Here is a 25,934-nt window from a genome sequence, read left to right on the forward strand (position 1 = left end):
ATTTATTGTTATCTACGCTTATAATACCAGTAAATCTTATGGGGTTCTAAACCCTTCATAAAATGATGACAATAAAAAAGCCCTTTATCATAAAGGGCTTTTTATAAAACATGAATACGCTAGCACTTACATCGCTGGTAATGGTGGCGGTGTAGCACCCGTTGCTTTAACATCGTTTTTTGACAAGTTTACTTCGTTATGCTGGTAAACTCTAGGTGGACGCGGTTCTTCACCTGCTAAGATATCTTGCAGTTGGTCACGATCAATAGTTTCCCAGTTCATCAGCGCATCAACCATTGCATGCATTTTGTCTTGGTTAGCTTCAATCAATTCACGAGCGATATCATACTGCTCTTCTAGCATACGACGCACTTCTTCATCAACCTTCTGCTGCGTGGCTTCAGAGATAGTACGACCACCACCACCGAAATATCCTTGCGAGTTGTCGTCATCTTCGTACACCATGATACCGAGTGCATCAGACATACCGTACTTTGTGACCATTGCACGTGCCATTTTGGTAGCACGTTCAAAGTCGTTCGAAGCACCCGTTGACATCTGATTGATAAACACTTCTTCAGCGATACGACCACCGAACAAAATAGCAATATCGCTCAGCATTTTCGACTTATACATACTGGTTTGATCATGCTCAGGCAACTGCCAAGTCACGCCAAGGGCAAAGCCACGCGGCATAATAGTAACTTTATGCACCGGATCTGTACCTGGCAATAGCTCAGCTACTAGCGCATGACCCGCTTCATGATATGCAGTTGCACGGCGCTCTTCTTCGCGTATCACCATGGACTTGCGTTCAGGACCCATATATAGCTTGTCTTTTGCATCTTCAAAGTCATTCATATCGACGCTGGTCTTGTTGCGACGCGCGGCGAACAATGCAGCTTCGTTTACAAGGTTGGCAAGCTGTGCACCACTGAATCCAGGCGTACCACGAGCAAGAGAACTGGCATCTACACTAATTGTGTTTGGCAGTTTTTTCAAATGGACTTTTAGGATTTGTTCACGGCCTTTGATATCTGGCAAGCCTACTTGTACCTGACGGTCAAAACGACCTGGACGCAGTAATGCTTTATCAAGCACGTCAGCACGGTTAGTTGCGGCAATAACAATAACGCCTTCATTGCCTTCAAAACCATCCATCTCGACCAATAATTGGTTCAATGTTTGCTCGCGCTCATCATTACCACCGCCCATACCGGAACCACGATGACGACCGACTGCATCAATCTCATCAATGAAGATGATACAAGGAGCGCTTTTCTTCGCCTGTTCGAACATATCACGGACACGAGATGCACCAACACCAACGAACATTTCAACAAAATCAGAACCTGAAATTGAGAAGAATGGCACTTTAGCTTCACCAGCAATGGCTCTCGCTAACAAGGTTTTACCTGTACCTGGAGGACCTACCATCAAGATGCCACGAGGAATCGTTGCACCCAGTTTGGTAAATTTGTCTGGATCACGTAAGAACTCAACCACTTCAACAACTTCTTCTTTGGCTTCTTCACAACCGGCCACATCTTCGAAGTTAACGTTGATTTGATCTTCGGTCAGCATTTTCGCTTTTGATTTACCAAAGCTCATTGGGCCGCCGCCTTTACCGCCAGCGCCGCCTTGCATATTACGCATAAAGAATAAGAACAGACCAATAATCAATAGAATTGGGAAGCTGGCTATCAGTAGTTGCATTAGTACGCTTTGGCGCTTTGGTGCAGTTCCTTGAACTTCGACTTGGTTCTCACGTAGCATTGGCATGAGCTGGTCATCTGACACAGCTGGTCTAATGGTCTCAAAAGATGAACCATTTTTCTTTTCGCCGGTGATCTGTTCGCCGTCGATCTCGACACTGGCTACTTGGTTTTCTGACACTGCGGTCACAAACTCAGAGTAGTTAAGGTTATCCGGCTCAGAGGATTGATCAAAGCCGCTAAACACCAGCACCAAAACGCCGATTACCACCAGCCACAATAAGGTATTTTTTACCATGTCGCTCACTAGTTATTCCCATCCCTTACTTATTGGTGTGTTTATTAAACACGTGACGTCTATAAACGTATTGCTCATTTTTAACGAATATCCCGATAATAAAAAGCTACTAAATTAAACTTATATGATTTATAGGTAGCATAAAAATTGTTTTTATAAATAATCAGTATGAGATAAACATAGATATACGATCATTGAGCTTGTAAAACGCTTATTATCAGACGACTTTGCCTAAAACGTATGCTAAAAACAAAGGTAATATACCATGATATGTGGTGCTAACCCGCATAATTCAAGCAGGTTTCACGATTATTCATTTAACAATTGACGTAGCTTTTATATCGCGATAATAACACTTTATGGTGGTTTACCTTCACGCTTACAAGAGCAGCAACCTATTGATGTTAAAACTATTTAATCGCTATCCAAAACATCTCTTTTGAGCGTGGTCGTGACGCACCTGGCTTTATACTACGAATCTTACTAAAATCCTGCTGCATCTGCTTGCGTAATTCTTGTGTACCCTCGCCTTGAAACACTTTCATAATAAGTGCGCCACCTTCTGGTAAGGTTGCAAGCGCGAAGTCTACAGCCAACTCACATAAGTACATCATACGTGGCTGATCGATAGCACTGTTCCCAGCGGTATTGGGTGCCATGTCAGACAATACGACATCAACTTGCCTATCACCCACTTCTGCCATAATGGCGTCAAACACTTCAGCTTCACGAAAATCACCCTGAATAAAGGTCACATCAGGCAAGGTATCCATCGCCAAAATATCAGAGGCAATCAAGATACCATCGTCACCTACCAATCGACCAGCGACTTGTGACCAGCTACCAGGCGCACTGCCCAAATCTACGACCGTCATGCCTTTTTTGATCAGGTTGGTTTTTTCATTAATCTCTAATAATTTATAAGCGGCACGGGCACGGTAGCCATCTTTTTGAGCTTTTTGTACATAATGATCGTCAATATGCTCTTTCATCCAAGCACTGCTGCTCTTTGATAGTTTTTTGTTTTCGATACGCGTGGCCAAAATACCTGCTCCTATTGCTTTACTAAATCTAGCTGCTTTAATTGCTCTATCACTTACAAACTGATATTAATCCGTTGCGGATTATTCTAAATACGGTGTTAATCAGATTTTTTATTCATGGTTGGTTGCAAACTGACCAAATTCTATTAGTTAAATAACTGTTTTATAAGGCAGTAGCGTTTATAATGTACCAAACATTCAGTTTAACATTTTCGTCACGTAAAATCGTGCAAAATCCTGCTGATCTCATGCAAGATGGTCACAGATTATCTATAATGATCAATAACTGTTTTTGACAGTACCATTTTTATTTTTACCAACACTTAGGAATTCTATGCAACTCGATAACGCTACCATCAAACGTCTAAAAGGCATCGGTCACGAGCTAAAGCCTATCGTTATGATCGGCAACAAGGGTATTACCCCAACCATTACTGAAGAAATCGATCGCGCTCTAACAGATCATGAGCTTATCAAAGTGAAATTGCCTGCTGGCACGAAAGAAGAGCGTGACATCGTTGGCGCTGAACTTGCTAAAGCGGCTAATGCGTCTTTGGTTCATTCTATTGGTCGTATGGCATTATTACTACGCAAAAACCCAAATGCCAACCCAAAACTGTCTAACCTAGCACGTCACGCGCAGTAATATGTCATGATAGACTGGCATTAAGTGACTGGGTTTTATGTTCACTTATATCATAGCCAAACGATAATGAAATACAAAGGCCGCGACGCATCTTGCTCGCGGCTTTTATGTTCTCCGATAGTCTCGGTTATACTTACCATATAGTATTAGTGTCCTTAATCAGTATAATTTCTCTTGTCACTATCACCTCTTTATTATTACCGTCGAGATGTACTTATAATGAAACAAGCTTTTAACCTCCGTCTAGCCACCGAGACGATAGCGAAAGATGCTCAGGAATTAGGCGTGTCTATAGAAGAGCTTGAGAATATCTCTATCAAAGTAAGTGCAGAGATCATCCAGCAACCAGCTTTGCAACTAGTGCTGACCTATCAAGTGACTCTGCCTAGCCAAATTCTAGCCAATCAATTCAATTGGCCAACATGGCAACAAACTCAAGTAAATTTCACTGATTACCTATGGGAAGAAACCTGCCTTGAATGTTTTATTGCTGGCAGCAAGATTGTGGGCTGTAAGACTGATGGTGAAGATGTCGTAGCATCTGACCAGACCGAACCTCACAAGATACCACTTCAGCAAGCAACCGCTTATATAGAGATCAATACTAGCCCTGACGGCCGCTATGCACTCTATCAATTTGAGAACTATCGTAACCCTGTGACACTACCGCCAGTACCGTTGTACGAGACCGACGGAACCACATGCGCATCTATTAATTGGCATAACTGTAAAGAGCTAGCAGATATATCAGGGGAGAACCCGTTATCTAGCACTCCAATGGTAGCGCAGACAGCCTTTCGTTATGAGCGCAGCTTTAGCCTGCCTATAACTCAACTACCGAATCAACAATACGCTATTGCAAACATGAGGATCGAACAAATACATCCTTGTGTCATCTTATGGTTTGGCAAAACTGACTTATACTTTGCCTCGGGCCATGCCTCTCCGCCTGATTTTCACAATCGTGATTATTGGCCAAAATTTGAGCTTTGATTTGGTTATATGAGCTGTACTCACTTAGGCATCCCAGTTTAAAGCACAAAAAAAACCCAGTAATGTCATAAAGAGCATTACTGAGTTTGGAGAAAACTTTAGTCTTATTTAACTGATACTTACTTCATTTAACCGATCTTTATTTGTCAGCCATCGCAAGGTAGATACCACGATCTGATGCATCATCAACATACTGCGAATCACGCCATGTCGTATAGCTGTATGTACCGCTATAAGGGCTGATGCTGTTTTGACGGAAGTCAGATACCCAGTCATTGCCATCAAAAATCTGAATATGACCATGTGGACGGCTTGACGTGCGGTTATAGACAACGACATCACCAACTTGTGGTGCCATGTCGTTACTGATTTTGGTAAAGCCGGCTTGGGCTAGCGTGCCACGAGAGGCGTACTGATAGGCTGAAGGGTTAGGCGTAAATTCGTAACCTGCTGATTGTAATGCTTTACGCACATAGCGAGCACAGTAGCCAGAGCTTCTAGATAGAGCGACGCGAGAGGCATTTGCTGCTGCAATAGCAGGAGCAGAGTTGCGGTCAGGTACGCGGCTTGCTTGCTGCTGACGTTGCTCATAAGACAAACGACTGGTCAGTGAAGCGAGCTGATATTCTTTTTGCTTAGCATGAGCGCTTAGATTGTCAATTGCTTGACTGATCTCATCGTTGCTATATACATGTGCACCACTGTTAGTGCTATAGATATTGCGACTAGAACCATAGTTCGCAGAAGTAGAAATATTTGTGATGGTATGACTCAAGGTATTATTTGGTTGAAAGGTTGTTTCGGCAGCACCACTCGTCTGTGCGATACCCATTCCCAATACTGACAAAATTAATAAAGCTTGTTTCATAAATTTACTACCTATTGTTAATACAAGTCTGCTCGTCATCCGTAACGAAGCATCAATTAATTTAGAGGATATAATCATCAAATAGACGTGATAAAATCCCTATTACAACGGTTCATTCTTTTCAAATAGTGACTAGTGCCAGTAGTACTTCCCACCTAGTCAACTATCTTATAAGCCATCTGCTATATATTGCTTTTAGCATGTCTGTTATGAGTATCGAGTTTGTCACCTATTAGATGAGTACTTACGATGTCAAAAAAACAGCCTAATCGGCTTGCCCAGCTTATAGATCATCAAGCATTTGCTGGTAGCGCGCTACCTCAAACCCTTGCTAACAACATGCGACTATATATAGAAGCAACCAACGAGATAAAAGAGCTATTGGTAGACTGTCTACCTGAAGAAATACTCAATACCTGTTGGGTTGTAGGCTTATCACCTGAGCAGTTGATATTAAGTGTTAGCTCAATGACAGCAGCAAATCATATTCGCTATTTACATAGCTCGTATTTGCAAATACTAACAGAGCAGTCAATTACATTTAAACAACTCAAGCAAATTCGCGTCGTTGTGGCTAAAAACTCTACTGATAATTATTCATCTAAACAATCATCACTGCACTTACCAAATTCTCGTAAAGCCAATGAAAATCAGGCGCTTAGCCAGAACACAAAACGGACTATATCACAGGCCGCAGAGCATGTCACCACTGATGAAAATCTCAAAAAAGCTCTTTTGCGTTTGATTAATCATTAAAAATACTGACCATTAAATGTAAAGTTATGTAAATAAGAGCAGGTGATGGCATTGATAAAGATGGATTTTTGTAATGTATCAGATAAAAAAAATCCTTCGTTAGCTACATCCAGATTATGGATATAGCTAACGAAGGATTTAAAAACCATCTACAGCTTTTGTATTATATGCCTTAACAGAAAATTCATATAATCATATAGATAATATATTCAAAATTTAGCATATTATATAAATGTAATTATGGGCTTCCTATGTAATATTGCGTAAATGTTTCGATACTTCCTGTATATTCCTGTATTTATCCTTCAATAACCAAATCACTAAGTGGTAAATACTCGATAGGACAGGTTACATTGTCATCAAAAGTTACAATTTCAAAGTTATCTTCGTCAGATAGTATTTCACGTACTAATAAATTATTTAGAGCATGACCAGACTTATAGGCGTTAAAACGACCTAAAATTGGGTAGCCAATCAGATGCAAATCTCCCAAAGCATCTAAAATTTTATGACGGACAAACTCATCGTTAAAACGTAAGCCTTCTGCATTAAGTATGTTGGCATCATCGATAACGATGGCGTTTTCCATACTGCCACCTAATGCTAGGTTATTTTGACGTAGCGCTTCTATATCACGTAAAAATCCAAAAGTACGCGCAGTGCTTAATTGTTCGATAAAGTTCTGTGTAGAGAACTGCAACTGTGCATGCTGAAAGTTCTTATCAAACGCAGGATGATCAAAATCAATTTCGAAATTTAATTCATACCCTTCATAAGGACGTAGCTCTGCCCACTTATCTTCTAGCTTTACTCGTACTGGACGTATAATTTTAATAAACTTTTTGGCCGCTTCTTGCTCACAAAATCCTGCATCTAGTAAGAGCGCAACGAAAGGCGCAGCGCTACCATCCATAATTGGTATCTCTGAAGCAGAGACCCGAACTAACAGATTGTCTACTCCTAGACCAGCGATGGCACTAAGCAGATGCTCAACCGTGCCCACTCGCGTACCACCAAACACTAAGTTCGATGACATCATCGTGTCTTGTACTAAAAACGCACTCGCTGGAATTGGTTGACTACCTTCTATATCAGAGCGCTCGAAAACAATACCAGTGTCAATCGGCTGTGGATGAAACTCCAAGTCAACAGGCTGACCACTATGTAGACCAGTACCCGTAACGGCTATTGCTGTTTTTATGGTTCTTTGGTTCATGGTTGTCTTCTCACATATTTTGTTACAATTGACATAGTGTACCATTACCGACCCCTTATTCGCTATATATAAAAAGCGCTAATTTTCTTATCTCCTTGATTGATAACACTTATCGTCAATATTCTATTGCTGATTTTTACTTTATATGGCCTACCTAATGCTATAAAACAACGAGGCTCATATACGTTTCGACAATCATATACATATAGATTACATAGAAAATTGTCATAATTTTTCTTATACAAGACGTTTCATTTTTCCTTAACCACAAAAAAACCAGCGTTAAAACGCTGGCTTTTTCTTACTCACAGTAAATTAGAAGTACTATTTATTCTGTTGACGCTTTAAATAGTCTTGAATACTGTTTGTTTTCGTCTTAGGCTGCTCTTGAGGTGCACTTGCACTAGGACGTGCAACGCTATCTTGATACTGCTGAGCTTGAGACTGCTTCTGACTATTTAAAGCGCTGGTATGCACATTAGGATCAACAGGTTGCGTGCTATTAACAGAAGGTACTGGCTGCTCTACTACTTCTGGCTCTTGTCCAGCATTCTCATCTAACGTTAAGCCAGTTGCGATAACGGTTACATGTAAGTCGTCACCCATTTTTTCATCAATCACAGAACCGTAGAAAATGTGAGCGTCGTCGATGTCAGTAATTTCTTCGACTATTGCACTGATTTTGCTCATCTCATCTAGTGACAATGATTCTGAAGAAATAACGTTAACCAATAGGCCTTTTGCATTTTCTAAACGCAAATCATCAAGTAGTGGTGATCTGATGGCTTTTTCAGTCGCTTGACGCGCACGATCATCACCGCTGGCACGGCCAATACCCATCATCGCATGACCTTTCGCAGTCATTGCCGTACGGATATCGTTAAAGTCGATGTTGATCATACCTTCGCTAGCAATGGTTTCCGCAATACCTTGAACAGCATGCAGCAATACATCATCCGCTTTTTTGAAAGCATCTTGCATAGAGATGTTGCCGTATACACTCATTAATTTATCATTTGGAATCGTGATAATTGAGTCGACAAAGTTAGTCAGCTGCTCAATACCTGCTTTAGCAGCTTTGATACGCTTACCACCTTCGAATTTGAATGGCGTGGTCACAACCGCAACTGTCAGCACTTCCATTTCTTTAGCAATACGAGCAACAACTGGCGCTGCGCCTGTACCAGTACCGCCGCCCATACCAGCAGTGATAAATACCATATCCGAGTGCTCAAGCAATGCGCGAATCGCTTCTTCTTCGCTCTCTGCTGCTTCACGACCCACTTCTGGATTTGCGCCTGCCCCTAGACCACGGTTCGTTTTTGCACCCAGTTGCAGTTTGTGCGGTGCAGTAAGACGATCTAGCGCTTGTTTATCTGTATTGGCACAAACGAACGTTACACCTCTGATGCCTTGCTGTACCATATGTTCAACTGCATTACCGCCGCCGCCACCAACACCGAATACAGTGAAGCTTGCTTGGCCATTGTTTTGAAGCTGATTATCATCTGGCATGGTGTATTTTGACATAAAAAAGATTCTCCAGTTGCAGATAGCGTGTAAGTCGATACATAGTAACGCACTCATGTGGCGCGCTATCGACATACTATATATAAATGTATTTAAATAAAACAGGGTATGGCTAAAATCGATCAGTATAGACAATAATATGTCATTATTACTTAATACTTTATTTTTAAAACTAATTTATTCGCAATGTTACTTTATTTTCTTGCTTAACCAACTTAGAGGTATTCCATAATGTATGAATGCTCTAGATATGAGGTTAAACAGATCTATAATATTTTCTTTAAAACATTTGCAAACCGTTGACCCGCACTCCGAAACACGCCTGATACTCGATTGTTTTGAATCGCTTCAGGTTCGCTTTTTTCGCTACGGCGGAATTGCTCACTTTGACTATATAGCAATGTGCCAAAAGCTGTCTGATAAGCACGGTCATTCACTTGACTATTTAATAGCTTAAATGACTCATCATTATCAAAATGATTATAAGCGCTGATAGCAGGATGGGTGTTTGTTAGTACGACAGGCATTTTTAGTAGCTTTTTGGCAAAGGGTATCATACCTTTAATCGTACTACCGCCGCCAGTCAACACAATTCCTTTATCGATATAGCCTATCAAACCTGCTTCGTGTAGTTGACGCGCTACTTCAGTAAATATCTGAACGTAACGAGCTTCAATGATGCGTGCTAGGTTATAGATACCAATATTGATTTCGTCACCCGATCCTTGAGGCTTGAATAAAAAGAAGGCGCTTGGATCGACACTATTAACATCAGCTGTACCATGAGACTTCTTCAGCTTTTCAGCTTCAATCATGGAAATACCAAAATCAGCTGAAATATCCATTGTCACTTCATGACTGCCTGTTGCTATACAGTGTGTAAAAATCAGCTTATTCTCTTTATAAACACAAATGCTGGTCGTACTGGCACCGATATCAACCAAGCAAACGCCTTGCTGGCGCTCCTCAGTCATCAAACTATACTCAGCGCTGGTCACTGCATCGAAAACAATATGATCAATGCCGACGTCACAACTTTGTAATAGCTTTTGGATATTCTGACGGCTGGCAACAGGCATCATCATCATGTGGTACATTACGGTGATATTGTGTGCCATCATCTCGATGACATCATCCACCATAAAATCTTGCTCATCGACATAGATACCTTGCTGACAGCAATGCATCAAATAATAATCAGATGATAAATCACGCGATTTTGCATTGGCCAATGCTTGTACCATATCTTTGGCACGTACGACTTCATCTTCTACTTTGACCTCTCCAGCACTGTTTTTGCTGGATAGCTCAGGGGTCGCAAGCGTTAACCAAACACTGTGCACACGGCAGTTAGCGGTGTCTTCTGCTTCTTGAATGGCTTGCTTAATAGCACCTTGCAGACGTTCACGATGCTTTATTTGACCTTGATAAAAATCGCTGTTTTTAACTTGTCCTACGCCCAAAATACGAATGTCTTTTGCAGAGACAACATTGCCTATGACGACATATACTGCCGTGGCACTTAGATGGACAACAACCAGATTTTCATTATTTTTCATGGTACCAGACAAATTATCGCTAAATAGAAGAGCAAGTAATGCTCTTCTATTGAATCATTAAAAAAAGCGTTACTAATACGCTATGATGTTGTACATGTTTTCTTCAAACTAAATAAACCGTATTAGCTCACATCGGTTATGTATAGATGTAATGCTTACTTAGGCTATTCTGATTCAGCACTCTGTGTCACGTTCCAAGCGATGGTAAAGCCATTTTTGTATCGTAAATCTACAGACTGCATGTCATCTCGACGCGTCCTTAACTGATTGCCAAGCAGTTGGCTTAGATTCAGTAGTTTTTGCGCCGTATTTTCATTGTCGACAATCACACGTAATCCATTGTCAAAGCGGATTAGCCAAGTCATTCTCGGTGACAGAATGATATCTTCGACCTGTATACCAAGCGGTGCATACCAATCATTAACTTGCTGCATCTGTTGCATAATAACTGGCGCTTGAGACATCTCACCCTGTAAGGTCGCAAAACGCTCTTGTGTTAAATCTCTACTATCAGCAGGAACAAATACCGCCCCTTTTGCATCGACCAAACGTTCTGTACCAAAATTGGCAACTGCCTGTTTGGGTAATGCGTTGACGACGATGCCACGTTGCCAATCACGAGAGATACTCACTTGGTCTACCCAAGCTAAACCCATCGTGATGTCTCGCAATGCTTGCAAATCAGAAGTAAAAAAGCTACTTACTTGTTGTTGTTCCATCACATCTTGTAATGAGCGATACTGAGCAGCAGACAAACCTTGATTACTGACATAAATATTTGCTGGCGGCGCATCACGCAGCGCTTTGCCGCCCATCATTAATATTAGCACTAGCAAACCTAAGACAAGTACCATAAATAGATACTTTACCGTTGCCGGTATTTGGATCTTAGATTTTGGGCGACCGGCTTTATCACTCATCAAGTCAGTTACCTCGTTGACAGTTTGAGCCATAACGACCTTTGTCCCTATATTTGCATAAAACTGATCATGCTATTTATTGATATAAATCTGCGTATTTTTGGCAGAAGCTTATTAAGTCGATATGTTATCAAATTTTATTAAAAATATAGCTTATATACAGCGATTAGGCTCATTTAAACGTAACATTTTTCTTAAATTATGAATAAGTGATCAGTTGTATTCACAAAACAACATAAATATCACCGAAATAGACCTATTCTTACAATATTAACGTATTTTATGGTTAAACAATAGCCAAACACCAACTAGCAGCAGCGAATTTACACAAGTTTACATGAAGCTGTGGTATAGCAGCTCTAGTGACACAAAGAGTCGTCACTATCTGCTCAATTTGGTTGATTTAACAGTTATAGCGTTTGTGCCAAAATATGCCAACATAGTGCATCAAAATCTAGTCCGCGAGCTTTGGCCGCCATTGGAACCAAACTATGACTGGTCATACCTGGTACGGTATTAATTTCAAGCAACCAAAAATTGCCTGCTTCGTCTTGCATGGCATCGATACGTCCCCACCCTTTTGCATCTACTGCACGAAATGCTGCAAGGCTTAAATCTTGCAAGTGCTTTTCATCAGCAGCGCTCAATCCACAGGGGATATAGTAACTGGTATCGTTACGATTATATTTGGCTTCAAAATCATAGAAATTAGTGATATCAGCTGGTTCGAGACGAATAACTGGATAGGCTTCGTCATCGATAATTACAATCGTAAATTCGCGACCTGTAATCCAGCGCTCAGCCATCACCGCATCACCACATTCCACTGCAGTTGCATAAGCGGCAGGCAGCTCATCAAGATGATTGACCTTAGTCATGCCAATACTTGAACCTTCATGAACTGGTTTAATTATAAGTGGAAGACCTAACATATTAACCACTTGCTGCCAGTCAGTATCAGCTGTCAATAATGAAAATGGTGCAGTTGAAAGGCCGCAACCTTGCCACAATTGCTTGGTACGTACTTTGTCCATACCTAGTGCAGAAGCTAGAATACCTGAGCCTGTTTGCGGTATGTCAAACCACTGTAATACGCCTTGCAACAAGCCATCTTCGCCGCCACGACCATGTAACACATTAAACACGCGGTCGAATTTGCGTAGCTCAGTGATGTCTTGGTGCTTTGGATCAAAATGAGTGGCATCAACGCCTTGGTTTTGGAGCGCTTGCAATACTGCCGCACCACTGTCCAAAGACACGCTACGCTCATTGCTACTGCCACCATAAATAACGGCTACTTTGCCAAATTGACTGGCATCTTTTGCATGAGTCGTCGTGTCTAAAGATGTATCGTTGATAGCTGCATTTTGAGTGCTATTATTGTCTTTATTGTCTTTATTGTCAGTTGTCATGAGGATCATCCCTAAATTTTAGCTTACTTAATATAAAGGTTATTGGCAGCCAAATCGATAGCAATTTGCCCAACATTACCAGCGCCTTGGGTAATCAGCATATCGTTGGCTTTTAACAAACGCTGCATAACAGGGGCTAGATTGTCTTTATCAATAATAGTCGGTTCAACTTCACCGCGCAAACGGATACTGCGCGCTAGTGACTTGGTATCAGCGCCCGTAATCGGGTTCTCACCTGCTGAATAAACATCTAATAATAATAGCTCATCAACGCTCGATAGCACTTCTACAAAATCATCGTAGCAATCACGGGTACGGCTATAACGATGCGGCTGAAATAGCATCACTAAACGACGATCAGGGAAGCTTTGGCGAGCGGCTTTGATGGTCGCATCAACTTCTTTTGGATGATGACCATAATCATCAATCAATAAGACATTGCCATCATCGATATCGACAGAGGCATGCTGCTCAAAACGACGACCCACGCCTTCAAATTTCTGCAAGGCACGCTCAATCGCTGCATCATCAACGCCTTCATCGGTCGCCATCGTGATGGCAGCAAGCGCGTTATAGACGTTATGTGTACCAGGAATGTTCAACGTCAGGCGTAACGGCTCACGGTCACGGCGCAATACGGTAAAGTGTGTCTTGGTTCCTTCCGTTACCAAGTCTACAGCTTGTACGTCATTGAACGGCTCAAGACCAAAGGTCAATACTGGACGACCGATATCATCGATCATTGCATACAACTCAGGATCGTCACCGCAGACCACTGCCAAACCGTAGAACGGCATGTTTTGTAGAAACTGGATATAAGCGGCTTTTAATTTATCAAAGCTGTTTTCGTAGGTTTCCATATGGTCTTGGTCGATGTTGGTCACAATCGCGGCCATCGGATGCAATGACAAGAATGACGCATCAGACTCATCAGCCTCTGCTACCAAGAAACGGCTGCTACCCAATGCCGCGTTTTTGCCTGACGCATTTAACTTACCGCCGATAACATAAGTAGGATCTAGCTGCCCTTCTGCCATCATTGTGGTTAGTAAACTCGTCGTTGTCGTTTTGCCATGCGCGCCAGCAACTGCGATACCATGACGATAGCGCATTAGTTCACCAAGCATATCGGCGCGGCGTACTACTGGCAGACGAGCTTCAAGCGCCGCTTTTACCTCAGGGTTGCTACGATCAATCGCTGATGAGACAACGATAACGTCAGCATTGGCAATGTTTTTGGAGTCATGGCCAATCGATATCTCAATACCAATCTGCTGTAAACGCTTAGTCACTAAGCTTTCTGCGATGTCAGAACCGCTGACCTGATAGCCTTGATTGTTCATAACCTCAGCGATACCGCACATGCCTGAGCCACCAATACCGATGAAATGCAAATGCTGAATGCGGCGCATTTCTGGTATTTCAATCAAACGCTTAGGTAGAGCTTTCGCAGAGGTAGGCATAAGGATCTCTCTTTATTAAAGGTCAATAAAATTTAGTAAATTCAAATAAGGGGTATAAACGACAGACTATAGCGCTTGCCAAATGATGTCGGCAACTTGCTTACTCGCACTACGGTTGGCCAATGCATGGCCTTTTTTTGCCATGGCTAAGCATTTCTCTCGATTGAGTAAGCCAAGCTCATCACTGAGACTTTTGGCAGTTAGCTCTGACTGTGGCAATAAAACTGCAGCATCATGGGAGGTCAACGTGCGTGCATTAGCCGTCTGATGATCATCCACTGCATGCGGTAGTGGTACAAAAATAGCGGCTATTCCGACATTTTGAATTTCGGTCACGGTCAATGCACCTGCGCGGCAAACGATGATATCTGCCCAGTTATAAGCTGCAGCCATATCATCAATAAAAGGCTGTACAGTAAACCGATGGTTGTTTAGATTTTGCTCGCTATAAGCCGCTTGCGTGGCTGCTTCATTGTTGCGTCCACACTGGTGTAGGACTTCAAATGGTTGATCTAGTAATGCTAACGCTTTTGGTACTGTATCATTTAATATCTGAGCGCCAAGTGAACCGCCGACTACCAACAGTTTAAGCGGTGAACTATCATTTACATCGTAGCGTACCGTTGGCTCTGCGACACCAGTGATGGCATTACGCACAGGATTGCCCACTGTCTCAAGCTTGGCATCTTGCTGACTATTAGCAAAGGTATTCTCGAACGCTTGTAACGTTTTGGTCGACAGTTTAGATAGGTAGCGGTTGCTCATGCCAGCGATGGCATTTTGCTCATGGATGATCAAAGGCGTATTAGTCATGCGCGCAGCGATACCGCCAGGTGCAGTGACATAACCACCGAACCCAACGACCACATCGATCTGATTACTACGAATCACTTTCACGGCAGCCATCGTTGCTGATAGCAGAGTCATTGGTAGCTTCAATAATCGACCAATGCCTTTACCACGAAGCCCTTGCATATTAATAGCATGAAAAGGATAACCTGTTGGCTCAACCAACCCATTTTCCATACCGTTTGGCGTTCCTAACCAATGAATCACCGCACCGCGCTGGGTCAACTCGTCGCTCACTGCAAGCGCTGGAAAAACATGCCCGCCCGTACCAGCTGCCATCATCAATATATGCGGTGTTTTCATGAACGCCTGCCTATCTTTACTTTATTTATATGAAGGGTTTATCTCACTGCTGCAGTGGCAATTATGAAAAATAATGACCTAGCCAAAGCCCGCATAGTATAGAGGAAATCATTGTCTTATATACAGTATTTTATGCAGTAGAAATAACAAAAATCCAAGCCATGATCGGTCACAGCTTGGCGTCGTGTAATGCTAATAAACGGTAAGAAAACCCAATGACTAACAATACCTCAAAATATGGGTTTTACGTAGTCAAAATATTCCTGAACTCAAAACTTTCCTGAACATAGCTAAAGCTATGCAGTAAATTTATTCTCAATCGCCATGATAAAATCGGTCGCGATATCTGTACCGCATTGATCATCAATCTCACGTACGCATGTTGGGCTAGTAACGTTAATCTCAGTGATACGTCCACCGATCAAGTCTAGACCAACGAACATTAGGCCTTTTTCTTTGACGATTGGGGCCACAACTTCTGCTACTTGGCGTTCGATATCAGTCAATGGCATAGCAACACCGCTACCACCAGCTGCTAAATTACCACGGGTCTCGCCTTTGGTTGGAATACGAGCCAAACTATAATCTACTACGACACCATCGACGATTAACACGCGCTTGTCGCCCTCTTTGATTTCTGGCAAATAACGCTGCGCCATGATAGGCAAAGTTTCAAGCTCAGTCAGCACCTCTAACGTCACTCCGATGTTTGGGCTATCAGCAGTCAAACGGAAGATACCAGTGCCGCCCATACCATCTAGTGGCTTGACGATTACATCCTGCTGTTCAGCAATGAACTTACGAATGTGTGCTTGTTTGCTAGTCACAATCGTTGGACTCATATAATCGCTAAACCATGTCGCAAATAACTTTTCATTGCAGTCGCGAATCGCTTGCGGATCATTGACTACGAGCACGCCTGCTGCTTTGGCATGGTCAAGCATATAAGTGGCATAAATAAAGCGCATATCAAACGGCGGATCTTTGCGCATCAAAATTACGTCATAGTCGCCGACTGGCCCTGTGCTTTTATCACCCAATGTATAGAAATCTGCAGGATCACGCTTTACTGTAAGCGGCTGCGTATCAACCATCAACTGACCACGGTCCAACCACAGGTCATGAATCTGACAATAACCTAGCTGATGGCCACGGTCTTGAGCGGCCCACATCATAGCGAGACTGGTGTCTTTTTTATAATTGACCCGCTCGATAGGATCCATAATAACGAGTATTTTTAGCGATTTTTCTTGTTTTTGTTGGCTCATGATAAGACTCACTTACGTTATATTGTTGATATGAAACAAACTTATTAAACAACATCAGTGCCCAACTATACGCCGTACTGCTCACGGTAGTGTTGCATTTTGGCTAACTGGGTCGCGCCTTTATGCTGGCCGTTTTGTGCACCATGGTCATCGGCCAAATAACTGATCAAATCATCAATATCAACCAATGCACGTACGGGCACTTCTAGTGTCGCGGCAAGCTCTTGAATAGCAGAGTGCTCTGCTTGACCTTTTTCTTTACGATCAAGTGCGACGAGAATACCAGCAACGCTTGCGCCTGCTTGCTCTAAAATCTCGACCACTTCGCGCATGGCTGTACCCGCTGTGATGACATCGTCAAGCACCCAAACGGCCTTGCCACTTACGTCAGCACCGACCAAATTGCCGCCTTCGCCGTGAGTTTTGGCTTCTTTACGGTTATAGCCCCATTTGGCATTAATGCCATGATGTAGCCATAACGCTTGCGCTGTCGCTGCGACAAAAGGAATACCTTTATAAGCCGCACCAAAGATGACCAGCTCTTGCGCATCAGCACCATCATTTGCTGCACTCATTTGTTCAGCCAAGGCATCTGCATAACCACGTGCTAGTAACGACAACATCTCACCAGTCGCAAGCAAGCCTGCATTAAAAAAGTATGGACTGATACGACCAGACTTTAGGACAAACTCACCAAACTTAAGCACTTGGTTGTCTAGAGCCAGTTGAATAAATTGATGAGATGAAAACGTAGGGTCTTGAGGGCGTGTTACATGAGACATTATGACATTCCTATCAGCAAAAAGAGGGGACAAAAAATTTGCATTATTGTACGCATTATTGATCAGCTTGACCAACCATTGATCTCATAATCCTGCATATTGGCATAGCGAGTCAGCAAACCACTACGCGATGAGATATTAAAATAGCTTTGTCCATCTGCTCGGACTTGTATCTCCCAACCCAAATGATAAGCGGCAACAATAATATGACCAGCAAATAGTCGAATCTGACGATATGCGTGGCGCTGTGACGGCTCACAAATGATCTGACTGAGCAAATAGCTACGCATATGCTGACATATTTCTGCGGCGCTATAACTATGATTGATACTCTTACGGGTACTACATTGCTTCAGCACATGGACGGCCACACTACATGCCATGATATCCGTGGCCAAACTGCCCTCGCCTGTTTCAAACTGCTGCGGTTGTAGTATCACTTGCCAATCGTCGGCATACAGACTATTGAGCAGCTCATCAGGATTATAACGTTTGGTCAATGCGCGCATAGATGATGCAGAATTTTGAGCTTTGCTGTCATTATTTGAGTCATTATCTGAATCGTTGTTTGACTCAACCCCTGTAGCGCTATCAGTCGGCAAAAACCCATAACGGTTCAGTTTTGGATAAGCCCGAATTGCCTGTTGAATATCCGACATGTCTAACAATGTCATATCCGATAATGTCGGTATTAGTGGCTGCTCACTATGATTCTGATAAAAGCTATCCGGCAATTCGATAAGCTGTGCCGCATTCAGCAACGATAAATGCTCAGCCAGTGCTTCTGAAGCAATCAGCGACCACTTCGATAAGCTGTCTGCATTGGGCTGATAGAACCGAGTCGAGTTACCATAAAGCCTGCGCAGTTGACCATTTAGGCGACGAGCAGGCTCAGGTATATCACTTAATGGTCTGGCAGGATCAAGAGGAGACTGTTTGGGATCAAAGTTAGGATGTACGATCGCAGGTTGCTGTGAATCAGCTAATATAGACGATTGCTCAGCCTTTTTTTGGACGTGACCTTCTGCCAGCTGCCCACCTTCTGTTGCCAGATTAGCATGGGATAAACGGTCATCAGAAGTAGAAGGCTGGGACATGAAATCTCCATAGACTGTAAAATAAATAAGAACGATTACACCAAGGGCTATTTTACTCTTTAGGGCTCAACTCTAAAGGCTTACTCTTGATGATTCAAAATATCACGGTAACCTGTCTGCCAGTCAGCATAATCAAGCCAAGCTAACGGAATGTTGCTGTGCAAGCGTTTTCCTGTCACTGAGGTTTTTGTATTATCAATAGTAGGAGGTGTCTCGCCAACCTGCTCACTAAGCCAAACCCCTAGCTCAAACGTAGTAACAGGTCGATAGTCCGTCGCTAGATAGACAGGCTTTGGTACTTTTATCGTCAACACTTTGGCGAGGATATTGACCAAGTCGCGATCCATAATACGGTTGCTCCAATGCTCAACTGGCACTGGTTCTTTATTTTGCTCACGAGCCTTGCGTAGTCGCATTAAGCGCTCGCGACCGTAGATACCACTGGGGCGAATAATAATGGCTTTATCACCAAAGCCTTGTTGCAGTGCTTGTTCTGCTTGCAATATGAATTTCGAGGCTTCACGCGCAGGCGTAACAGGTGCAGTATGCTCATCAATCCACTCACCATTGTCTTGACCATAGACACCAGTAGAAGAAATGAATACCACACGTTCAAGTTTAATAAGCTGTGGAGCAAGCGTTGCTAAATGCTGACTAATCGCTAGATAACTGTCGTGATAACCGCTGGTCGAGTACTCGTCAGGGGTGACGATAATCGCAATATGAGTAAATGCTTGTAGCTGCTCAGCCCTCAAAGTCAACGCATCAGCCTGTAAGAAATCTGCACTATCTATCAAATCATAATGGTGGCGCTCACTACGAGCAAGCCCAGTCACACAATAGCCATCTTGGGCAAGTTTATTGGTCACTGGTAGGCCGATATCACCTTGTCCAATAATTAGTAAATTTCGCGTACTCATAAAGCATGTTTTCCTTTATACAACTTCCTTTATACAACTATGACAGCGCTTAGAAGCCATTTTTTTAAATTAATACCTAAATCAACGGCTAACTCAGTGTCTAAACCAATATCTAAATCAGTGCCTAAAAATACCGTCTGTACGATAGCTGTATATCATCATTGGCATCGATACGTTCTTGCCATTCGTAATTGGCATTGATACGTAGTGCTTGTTTTTTATCAATATCGTATTGCAGTCCTAAGCTTGAGATTGGTTGCCAATAATGGCCACGGACATTGGATTCATCGCTGCTGCCATGATACCAATATGGCAATTGCAATTCAGCTTGCGCGCGTAACTGATTGTTAATCTGGTAACGGCAGCCTGCATTGATACCTGCGCCTAGACGAAAGCCTTTATTGATACCACGTCCTACTTGCCCCGTACCTGCCAAAAACGTATAGCACAGTTGCGGCGGCATCTCACCAGTACCTGCAGCTGGTGTACCAAATGCCCATGACCAGCCTTTTTCGTAACCCACGCTACCGACCAAATGATCCGTACCTACCTCTCGCGATCCATCATTTACTCGCGTCGCCTCGATATTGGCGCCCCAAGTATTGCCTTTTTTGGCAGCATTAACAGGGTTAAAAGAGCGGCCACGAATCAAAGTGACGTTTTGCAATACCACACTGTCTGGCTGATTCGGCTTACTGTCATCTGTGTCATACAATCGTAATGTCGCAGCCAGCCCTTCTAAATTAAAAAACTGTGGATACCCTGAAGCGTGGTCAAGCGTATCATGAAATCCCGCTCGAAACCCAATATCCATATAGTCATCGTCACCACGCTGCCCTATACCTATCGTGCCCAATTGTAGCGGATGCCTGTCTATTGGATTATTATCCCATACGTCGATTTGACGCTTGAGCAGTGTTTGCCCATCAGCTGACATGCTCGATACAGGGTTGAGCTGCGCAGACTTGATCTCATTCACGGTTTGTTTGGCACTATTGTGATAGCCCAACTGCGCGCGCTGTTGTTTTTTCTCATTGATCTGAGCTTGACGTAAGGTATTATCAGCAGGCGTATAAGTGGTACTTGCCAGCAACTGCTCATCATTTAATAGCTGAATCACGTCAGAAGGCACGACTGCGTAAGACAATTGGCTCAGTAAGTTTTGCTGCGGACGGACCACATCAATAAGACGCAGAATCTCAGAAGCACAATTGTCCGTGGTAAAGTAATAAGGCATTTTTAACGCTTTGGTTTCCCAAACGTGGCGCATAATCTGCTGAACTTCCGCTGGCGTCAGACTCAACTGATATGTCCACGTATCACGTTCATCATCTTGCAGGTATTTCGCTAGCATCTCTGGATAAGGGTCAATTTCGATAGCGCTGTTGTAGCTACCAATCATTGACTTAGTAGCATAGACTGGGAAACTATCGTTTGGATCACCGTCTACCGTATAATTCAGCGCATAAGCCTTATCAATTTGGTTTGGATCAGCAATGCTCGCTTTTGAGTCAATGCGTAGCAACGTATGAGCAAATGCAGAGAGCGGATTGTCCAAATACTCCTGCGCAAACATAATAGATAGCTGCTCAGGCGCCAATGTCGACATCCACTCATCCAATTCTGGACAGTCAGCAGATAGACTTGCAGCATCGATCGATAGCACCTCTGTCAACCATGCCACTCGCGCTGGAAAACGACATAAGACAGAATTATTATTGGTATCAGTTTTTGCTTGGTTGTGCTCAGTTACTGATGATGCCAACTCTTGTGCAAGTGCCGCGAGCATCGCATCCAACTCTGCACCTGAATCTCGTTGACCATTTTTACTTAAGAAAAAGCTTGGATCATCAACCAAACTCTCGGTTTTCTTTTTACCGAATACACTGTTTTTATCATCGTAAAAATACAACAAGCGTCGCCATGTTGTATGCTGTGCCAATTTGTCTGCTTTTACTTGTTGACGCCATGTCGATAGCAGCTGCTCTGTCTTTAAGCTTGATTCAGATAAAGTACTATTTTGAATATTAGGTTCAGCACTATTAATATTATCCGGCTCGGATAATGCATCTGAATTAGAATAAGTAGGTGCTATGCTAGTAGGTACGATGCTAGATGCGTCAGGTGACAATGCATCTGATTCAAGGACGGACAGTGGCGTTGGTAGAAATGCCTGTGTTTGAGCCGAGAGCAATAACCCTGCTACAGCTAATGGCAGACGTGCTCGCAGGCCAATGGTCATTAGCGTACAATCGATAGGTATGGACGTCAGTTTTATAGACATGAGGTAGAATCTCGCACGTTATTATTCATACGCTATCAGCGTTATTAAAGTTTCTGGGTCAAAAAACCAAACACATCGCCCACTATCATTTAACTATTTAGATAGATTGTTTATCACACCATTATCAATACTAGTATAAAAAGAGAGCATTATGTCTGCATCATTGCCAAACTCATCATCTACGTCGCCAATGACTATCAAAGATGGTCTACTATCAGCAGCCATTTGGCTAGCCTCACCTAATTACAATGTAAGGCCAAAAGGTTTAAGTATTGACGCAATCGTCGTACACAATATCAGCCTACCACCGAATGAATTTGGTGCCTGCGACACTAGTGGCACACATTATGTGAAAGCATTATTTACTAATCAATTGGACTGGGATGCTCATCCTTACTTTCAAACAATCAAAGGCGCAGAAGTATCAGCGCATTTATTTATCGAACGTGATGGCGCTATCACTCAGTTTGTCAATTTCAACGAACGGGCGTGGCATGCTGGGCGGTCTAGCTACTTGGGTCGACCTGAATGTAATGATTATAGCATTGGCATCGAACTTGAAGGGTCGGATTTTGTGTCCTTCACCTCTGCTCAATATGAGAAGCTAGCCGACGTAATTGCCGCCATCTATAAGGCCTATCCCAAAACACGTCGCCACTTGACAGGCCATAGCGATATCGCGCCTGGGCGTAAGACTGACCCTGGTGATTTTTTTGAATGGGCAAGGTTGCGCCAGTTAGTTGCTAATGCAACGAAAAACGATGCACCGTCACATAAGTGATTTCCACACTCAATCCATTTATCTCAATGATGAAAGTGATATAATTCGTCAGTTTTTCATCCATATCACATCAGCATATAACTCAATATACAACTTAGCAAGATAGGTTCTCATGGCAAAAAGTCGGTTATTTCGTTCAACCATGGTGGTCAGCAGTATGACCATGTTATCGCGTATTTTAGGTTTGGTACGTGATGTTGTATTGCTAGGGGTTTTTGGTGCAGGTGGTTTGATGGATGCCTTTTTGGTCGCCTTCAAAATCCCAAACTTCTTACGACGACTGTTTGCAGAAGGTGCGTTTAGCCAAGCTTTCGTGCCAGTACTGTCCGAATACAAAGAAAAGTACAGCTTGCAACAAGTGCAGATTTTGGTCAGTCGCACCTCGGGCGCATTATTGCTAGTGTTATCGATGCTTACGGTGGTGGTCATCTTAATCGCACCTTGGGTGGTGACATTGTTTGCCCCTGGGTTTGCCGATCAACCCAACAAATTTGCCATTACCGCTGAGTTATTGCGTCTTACCTTTCCGTATTTGCTATTCATCTCTATGACAGCTTTTGCGAGTGGTATTCTACAGAGCTACGGTCGTTTCGCCGCGCCCGCCTTTGCGCCCGTGTTATTGAACCTATGTATGATTGGTGGCGCACTGATTTTTGCGCCGATGTTTGATACACCCATTATGGCGCTTGGCTATGCCGTTGCTATCGCAGGTTTGCTACAGTTTTTGATTCAACTGCCGCAGCTTTGGCAACAAAAGCTGCTTGTCGCGCCAAAGATTGACTTCCAGCACGAAGGTGTTCGTCGAATTTTGAAACTGATGTTACCTGCTATCTTTGGTGTCTCTGTCACTCAGATAAATTTACTATTGAACACTATCTTTGCCTCATTAATGATTGGCGGTTCCGTCTCTTGGCTCTATGCAGCTGAACGTATGAGCGAGCTACCATTAGGTCTGATTGGCGTAGCGATTGGTACCGTCATATTACCAAGCCTATCAAAAAGTGAAGCTCAAAAGGACGACGTCAGTTTCAAAAAAACCATCGACTGGGCAGCACGTCTTATCATCTTGGTCGGTGTGCCTGCCTCAGCTGCCTTATTTGTACTGGCAGATGTATTGATGCAAGCGCTGTTTTTACGTGGTGAGTTTACCTTACGTGATGCCCAAATGAGCTCACTGGCCCTACGTAGTATGGCAGGCGGTATCTTAGGATTTATGCTTATTAAGATTTTTGCCCCTGCATTCTTTGCGCGTCAAGACACCAGAACCCCTGTTAAAATCGGCATCATCTCTGTCATCGCCAATATGATCTTTAGTGTTATTTTTATCGGGATATTCTATTTCTTAGAGATACCGTTACATGGTGGTCTGGCATTGGCTACGACTGGCGCTGCTTTTGTAAATGCAGGCTTGCTATATTACTTCTTGCACAAGCGTGATATTTTCCGTTTCGGTCCGCATTGGAAAAAGCTGTTTACGCAGTTTGCTATCTCGACTGGCTCTATGATTGGCGTGCTTTATTTTATGCTGCCTTACTTTCCTACCGATCAGGCTCAGTGGCAACGTATCGTCGCGCTGATTATTATGTGTGCCGTCGGAGCGCTGGTTTACGGTGTAGTATTGCTAGCAACTGGTTTCCGTCCGCGTCAGCTAAAGCACGGTTAGGATAAAGTAAAAGTAAATCCATGACGGGCTTACGAAACCAAAACAAGCCTGTTATGAGAAATGACAATGCTCGCTGCTGATAATTGTCATAATAGATCACTAATGAATACATGACATTTGAGGTTTGATATGACAACGAAACAGCCAATCTTCCAGCGCTTACCAATTTTGCTAGCAACTGGTGTACTAAGCACTGGATTACTTATTAGCGGCTGTAGTAACAATGAGCCGGCTGAAACTGCTACCGAGAATGAAGATGTGGCAGCGACCGTTGATACCTCAGAAGACGCTTCATTGGATAATGATACGACTTACCAAACGATGACCGATGACAGTGGTAGCGAAGCAGGTGAAATTGCAGATAGCGCTGAAGATAAGACAGCGATTGATAGTGATAATATTAATCCAGTCACTGATGTGACCAAACAGAAAAGCCTAGTAACCAATCCAACTCAAACCGGTACGCCAGAGGATACTGTCAAGCAAGCACTAAACAGCTTATATTATGGTGACGTGAAGGATGCGGCGTCATATTACCAAGTTGATATGGCAAACTTCGAAGAAGAGCTTGCCAATACCCAGTCTGCGTTTCAGCAAACGGTGGATGGCGTTACGATTACCGATACCAAATACAACGATGACAAAACTCGTGCCACCATCACTGGCGAGCTGATGCTAAAAGGACAGAGCGAACCTGCACCACTGACCTACCAGCTACAGAAGATAAAAGGTCAATGGAAGATTTTGGGTTAGAGCATATTGATTTAAATCATTTCAGGCGCTTTATCTGAGATATCGTCTGATGTCACTGATTTACCAAGCATCACAACATCAGCGATGAACCCTTCCATATCGCAAACTTCGGGCATATAGCCCCATTGTTCAAAGCCAAGCTTACGAAATAATCCTAAGCTTGGATGGTTATGAGCAAAGACAAGAGCGATGATATTTCGAATACCTAGACTTGGTGCTTGCGTCAACATCCAACGGGTTAGCAAACTGCCTAATCCTTTGCCTTGATAATCTTGATTTAGATAAATGCTAATCTCAGTACTGATATGATAAGCCGTACGTGCGTACAAATCACTAAAACTGCCCCATGCGACTATCGGTGCCTTTGTTTGATCTATGTCATCTGATGGTAATGCCTTGACCACATATATCGGTCTAGTTGCGCTATCCAAATGCTCTTCAAACCAAGTGGCACGCTCTTCTAGCGTAACCAATGCAAGATTGGCTGTTGCTTGTTTGCCCGGTATGCTTTGATTATAAATGGCTAAGACTTCTGCTAAATCTTCTTTACTTGCACGCTGCACAACGAACTGATCGGTGAGCTGATATGTCGATAGTTCGGTTGGTATAGTATTTAAGGCAGCAGCAGACATAAGATCTCCATCGTTGTCGAGATTGTTGTTAGGATTGGTATTAGCATCATTGGCAATAAAGAATAGCCACCCTATGCGCCATAGTTGCATTACACGTAGACTATAGGATGTTAGTGTGGCTATTTTACTTTATAATGGCTGGTTTTAGACACATCAATTTTAAGCATAGATGTGTTTTTTCGT

At 43.0% G+C, this 25,934-nt stretch carries 22 protein-coding genes; 6 read left to right on the forward strand and 16 right to left on the reverse strand.

Going from position 1 to position 25,934, the window contains the following annotated elements:
- Positions 1–126: 126 nt before the first annotated feature.
- The gene (ftsH, locus tag IEE84_RS10660) at positions 127–2,022 is read right to left on the reverse strand and encodes an ATP-dependent zinc metalloprotease FtsH (RefSeq protein WP_224737777.1); all 1,896 of its coding nucleotides are present in this window, start codon (positions 2,020–2,022) and stop codon (positions 127–129) included.
- A gap of 401 nt (positions 2,023–2,423) precedes the next feature.
- Positions 2,424–3,056 carry an RlmE family RNA methyltransferase gene (locus IEE84_RS10665; protein ID WP_057761424.1) on the reverse strand — a complete coding sequence of 211 codons (633 nt, stop codon included), beginning with the start codon at positions 3,054–3,056 and terminating at the stop codon, positions 2,424–2,426.
- 334 nt (positions 3,057–3,390) lie between these two features.
- Between IEE84_RS10665 and IEE84_RS10670 the strand changes: the two genes are divergently transcribed.
- Positions 3,391–3,702, forward strand: a complete 312-nt coding sequence (locus IEE84_RS10670) for a YhbY family RNA-binding protein (RefSeq protein ID WP_057761426.1) — start codon at positions 3,391–3,393, stop codon at positions 3,700–3,702.
- 219 nt (positions 3,703–3,921) lie between these two features.
- Entirely contained in the window at positions 3,922–4,695 is a 774-nt protein-coding gene (locus tag IEE84_RS10675; protein ID WP_191114157.1) for a DOMON domain-containing protein, read from the forward strand.
- Between the two features lie 139 nt (positions 4,696–4,834).
- On the opposite strand, the gene IEE84_RS10680 is transcribed toward IEE84_RS10675, so the two are convergent.
- On the reverse strand, positions 4,835–5,563 hold the full coding sequence (locus IEE84_RS10680; RefSeq protein ID WP_160022325.1) for a CHAP domain-containing protein: 729 nt from the start codon (positions 5,561–5,563) through the stop codon (positions 4,835–4,837).
- Between the two features lie 249 nt (positions 5,564–5,812).
- On the opposite strand from IEE84_RS10680, the gene IEE84_RS10685 reads away from it, so the two are divergent.
- The gene (locus IEE84_RS10685) at positions 5,813–6,319 is read left to right on the forward strand and encodes a hypothetical protein (RefSeq protein ID WP_191114158.1); all 507 of its coding nucleotides are present in this window, start codon (positions 5,813–5,815) and stop codon (positions 6,317–6,319) included.
- 298 nt (positions 6,320–6,617) lie between these two features.
- Here the strand turns inward: IEE84_RS10685 and lpxC are convergent, their stop codons facing one another.
- The 12 genes from lpxC to IEE84_RS10745 form a co-directional block, all read right to left on the reverse strand.
- Positions 6,618–7,535 (reverse strand): UDP-3-O-acyl-N-acetylglucosamine deacetylase, encoded by a 918-nt coding sequence (lpxC, locus tag IEE84_RS10690; RefSeq protein ID WP_057762614.1) that lies wholly within the window; start codon positions 7,533–7,535, stop codon positions 6,618–6,620.
- A gap of 324 nt (positions 7,536–7,859) precedes the next feature.
- Positions 7,860–9,065, reverse strand: coding sequence for a cell division protein FtsZ (ftsZ, locus tag IEE84_RS10695; RefSeq protein WP_057761433.1), 1,206 nt, complete (start codon positions 9,063–9,065; stop codon positions 7,860–7,862).
- Positions 9,066–9,331: 266 nt separating this feature from the next.
- The gene (gene ftsA, locus IEE84_RS10700; RefSeq protein ID WP_057761435.1) at positions 9,332–10,624 is read right to left on the reverse strand and encodes a cell division protein FtsA; all 1,293 of its coding nucleotides are present in this window, start codon (positions 10,622–10,624) and stop codon (positions 9,332–9,334) included.
- Positions 10,625–10,788: 164 nt separating this feature from the next.
- Positions 10,789–11,577 carry a cell division protein FtsQ/DivIB gene (locus IEE84_RS10705; RefSeq protein WP_191114159.1) on the reverse strand — a complete coding sequence of 263 codons (789 nt, stop codon included), beginning with the start codon at positions 11,575–11,577 and terminating at the stop codon, positions 10,789–10,791.
- A 377-nt stretch (positions 11,578–11,954) separates the two neighbouring features.
- A complete protein-coding gene (locus IEE84_RS10710; protein ID WP_224737778.1) occupies positions 11,955–12,956 on the reverse strand; it encodes a D-alanine--D-alanine ligase in 1,002 nt (333 codons plus the stop codon).
- A gap of 23 nt (positions 12,957–12,979) precedes the next feature.
- On the reverse strand, positions 12,980–14,419 hold the full coding sequence (gene murC / locus IEE84_RS10715) for a UDP-N-acetylmuramate--L-alanine ligase (protein ID WP_160022333.1): 1,440 nt from the start codon (positions 14,417–14,419) through the stop codon (positions 12,980–12,982).
- A 66-nt stretch (positions 14,420–14,485) separates the two neighbouring features.
- On the reverse strand, positions 14,486–15,571 hold the full coding sequence (murG, locus tag IEE84_RS10720) for an undecaprenyldiphospho-muramoylpentapeptide beta-N-acetylglucosaminyltransferase (RefSeq protein WP_191114160.1): 1,086 nt from the start codon (positions 15,569–15,571) through the stop codon (positions 14,486–14,488).
- 296 nt (positions 15,572–15,867) lie between these two features.
- Entirely contained in the window at positions 15,868–16,839 is a 972-nt protein-coding gene (gshB, locus tag IEE84_RS10725; protein ID WP_191114161.1) for a glutathione synthase, read from the reverse strand.
- A 65-nt stretch (positions 16,840–16,904) separates the two neighbouring features.
- A complete protein-coding gene (gene pyrE / locus IEE84_RS10730; RefSeq protein ID WP_191114162.1) occupies positions 16,905–17,621 on the reverse strand; it encodes an orotate phosphoribosyltransferase in 717 nt (238 codons plus the stop codon).
- Between the two features lie 62 nt (positions 17,622–17,683).
- On the reverse strand, positions 17,684–18,718 hold the full coding sequence (locus IEE84_RS10735; protein WP_191114163.1) for a hypothetical protein: 1,035 nt from the start codon (positions 18,716–18,718) through the stop codon (positions 17,684–17,686).
- An 80-nt stretch (positions 18,719–18,798) separates the two neighbouring features.
- Positions 18,799–19,638 (reverse strand): SDR family oxidoreductase, encoded by an 840-nt coding sequence (locus IEE84_RS10740; protein WP_191114164.1) that lies wholly within the window; start codon positions 19,636–19,638, stop codon positions 18,799–18,801.
- A 124-nt stretch (positions 19,639–19,762) separates the two neighbouring features.
- Complete coding sequence (locus IEE84_RS10745) at positions 19,763–21,922, reverse strand: Lnb N-terminal periplasmic domain-containing protein (RefSeq protein ID WP_191114165.1); 2,160 nt, start codon at positions 21,920–21,922, stop codon at positions 19,763–19,765.
- Positions 21,923–22,073: 151 nt separating this feature from the next.
- Here IEE84_RS10745 and ampD point away from each other — a divergent pair, with 151 nt between their 5' ends.
- The 3 genes from ampD (at position 22,074) to IEE84_RS10760 (ending at position 25,119) form a co-directional block, all read left to right on the forward strand.
- Positions 22,074–22,703, forward strand: a complete 630-nt coding sequence (gene ampD / locus IEE84_RS10750) for a 1,6-anhydro-N-acetylmuramyl-L-alanine amidase AmpD (protein WP_191114166.1) — start codon at positions 22,074–22,076, stop codon at positions 22,701–22,703.
- Between the two features lie 112 nt (positions 22,704–22,815).
- Positions 22,816–24,366, forward strand: coding sequence for a murein biosynthesis integral membrane protein MurJ (murJ, locus tag IEE84_RS10755; protein ID WP_057761456.1), 1,551 nt, complete (start codon positions 22,816–22,818; stop codon positions 24,364–24,366).
- Between the two features lie 129 nt (positions 24,367–24,495).
- Positions 24,496–25,119 carry a hypothetical protein gene (locus IEE84_RS10760; protein ID WP_191114167.1) on the forward strand — a complete coding sequence of 208 codons (624 nt, stop codon included), beginning with the start codon at positions 24,496–24,498 and terminating at the stop codon, positions 25,117–25,119.
- A gap of 11 nt (positions 25,120–25,130) precedes the next feature.
- Here the strand turns inward: IEE84_RS10760 and IEE84_RS10765 are convergent, their stop codons facing one another.
- On the reverse strand, positions 25,131–25,841 hold the full coding sequence (locus tag IEE84_RS10765) for a GNAT family N-acetyltransferase (protein ID WP_224737779.1): 711 nt from the start codon (positions 25,839–25,841) through the stop codon (positions 25,131–25,133).
- Positions 25,842–25,934: the final 93 nt, after the last annotated feature.

This window comes from Psychrobacter sp. 28M-43 (assembly GCF_014770435.1).
In the GTDB taxonomy this organism is placed as follows: domain Bacteria; phylum Pseudomonadota; class Gammaproteobacteria; order Pseudomonadales; family Moraxellaceae; genus Psychrobacter.

Bases quoted from the DNA above. Each gene is read 5' to 3' on its own strand.
- murJ (WP_057761456.1), top strand. From the start codon at position 22,816: ATGGCAAAAAGTCGGTTATTTCGTTCAACCATGGTGGTCAGCAGTATG.
- pyrE (WP_191114162.1), bottom strand. From the start codon at position 17,621: ATGTCTCATGTAACACGCCCTCAAGACCCTACGTTTTCATCTCATCAA.
- IEE84_RS10685 (WP_191114158.1), top strand. From the start codon at position 5,813: ATGTCAAAAAAACAGCCTAATCGGCTTGCCCAGCTTATAGATCATCAA.
- IEE84_RS10745 (WP_191114165.1), bottom strand. From the start codon at position 21,922: ATGTCTATAAAACTGACGTCCATACCTATCGATTGTACGCTAATGACC.
- ftsZ (WP_057761433.1), bottom strand. From the start codon at position 9,065: ATGTCAAAATACACCATGCCAGATGATAATCAGCTTCAAAACAATGGC.
- IEE84_RS10765 (WP_224737779.1), bottom strand. From the start codon at position 25,841: ATGCAACTATGGCGCATAGGGTGGCTATTCTTTATTGCCAATGATGCT.
- murC (WP_160022333.1), bottom strand. From the start codon at position 14,419: ATGCCTACCTCTGCGAAAGCTCTACCTAAGCGTTTGATTGAAATACCA.
- IEE84_RS10705 (WP_191114159.1), bottom strand. From the start codon at position 11,577: ATGGCTCAAACTGTCAACGAGGTAACTGACTTGATGAGTGATAAAGCC.
- lpxC (WP_057762614.1), bottom strand. From the start codon at position 7,535: ATGAACCAAAGAACCATAAAAACAGCAATAGCCGTTACGGGTACTGGT.
- IEE84_RS10740 (WP_191114164.1), bottom strand. From the start codon at position 19,638: ATGAGTACGCGAAATTTACTAATTATTGGACAAGGTGATATCGGCCTA.
- ampD (WP_191114166.1), top strand. From the start codon at position 22,074: ATGTCTGCATCATTGCCAAACTCATCATCTACGTCGCCAATGACTATC.
- IEE84_RS10675 (WP_191114157.1), top strand. From the start codon at position 3,922: ATGAAACAAGCTTTTAACCTCCGTCTAGCCACCGAGACGATAGCGAAA.
- gshB (WP_191114161.1), bottom strand. From the start codon at position 16,839: ATGAGCCAACAAAAACAAGAAAAATCGCTAAAAATACTCGTTATTATG.
- ftsA (WP_057761435.1), bottom strand. From the start codon at position 10,624: ATGAAAAATAATGAAAATCTGGTTGTTGTCCATCTAAGTGCCACGGCA.
- IEE84_RS10680 (WP_160022325.1), bottom strand. From the start codon at position 5,563: ATGAAACAAGCTTTATTAATTTTGTCAGTATTGGGAATGGGTATCGCA.
- IEE84_RS10760 (WP_191114167.1), top strand. From the start codon at position 24,496: ATGACAACGAAACAGCCAATCTTCCAGCGCTTACCAATTTTGCTAGCA.
- IEE84_RS10670 (WP_057761426.1), top strand. From the start codon at position 3,391: ATGCAACTCGATAACGCTACCATCAAACGTCTAAAAGGCATCGGTCAC.
- IEE84_RS10735 (WP_191114163.1), bottom strand. From the start codon at position 18,718: ATGTCCCAGCCTTCTACTTCTGATGACCGTTTATCCCATGCTAATCTG.
- murG (WP_191114160.1), bottom strand. From the start codon at position 15,571: ATGAAAACACCGCATATATTGATGATGGCAGCTGGTACGGGCGGGCAT.
- IEE84_RS10710 (WP_224737778.1), bottom strand. From the start codon at position 12,956: ATGACAACTGACAATAAAGACAATAAAGACAATAATAGCACTCAAAAT.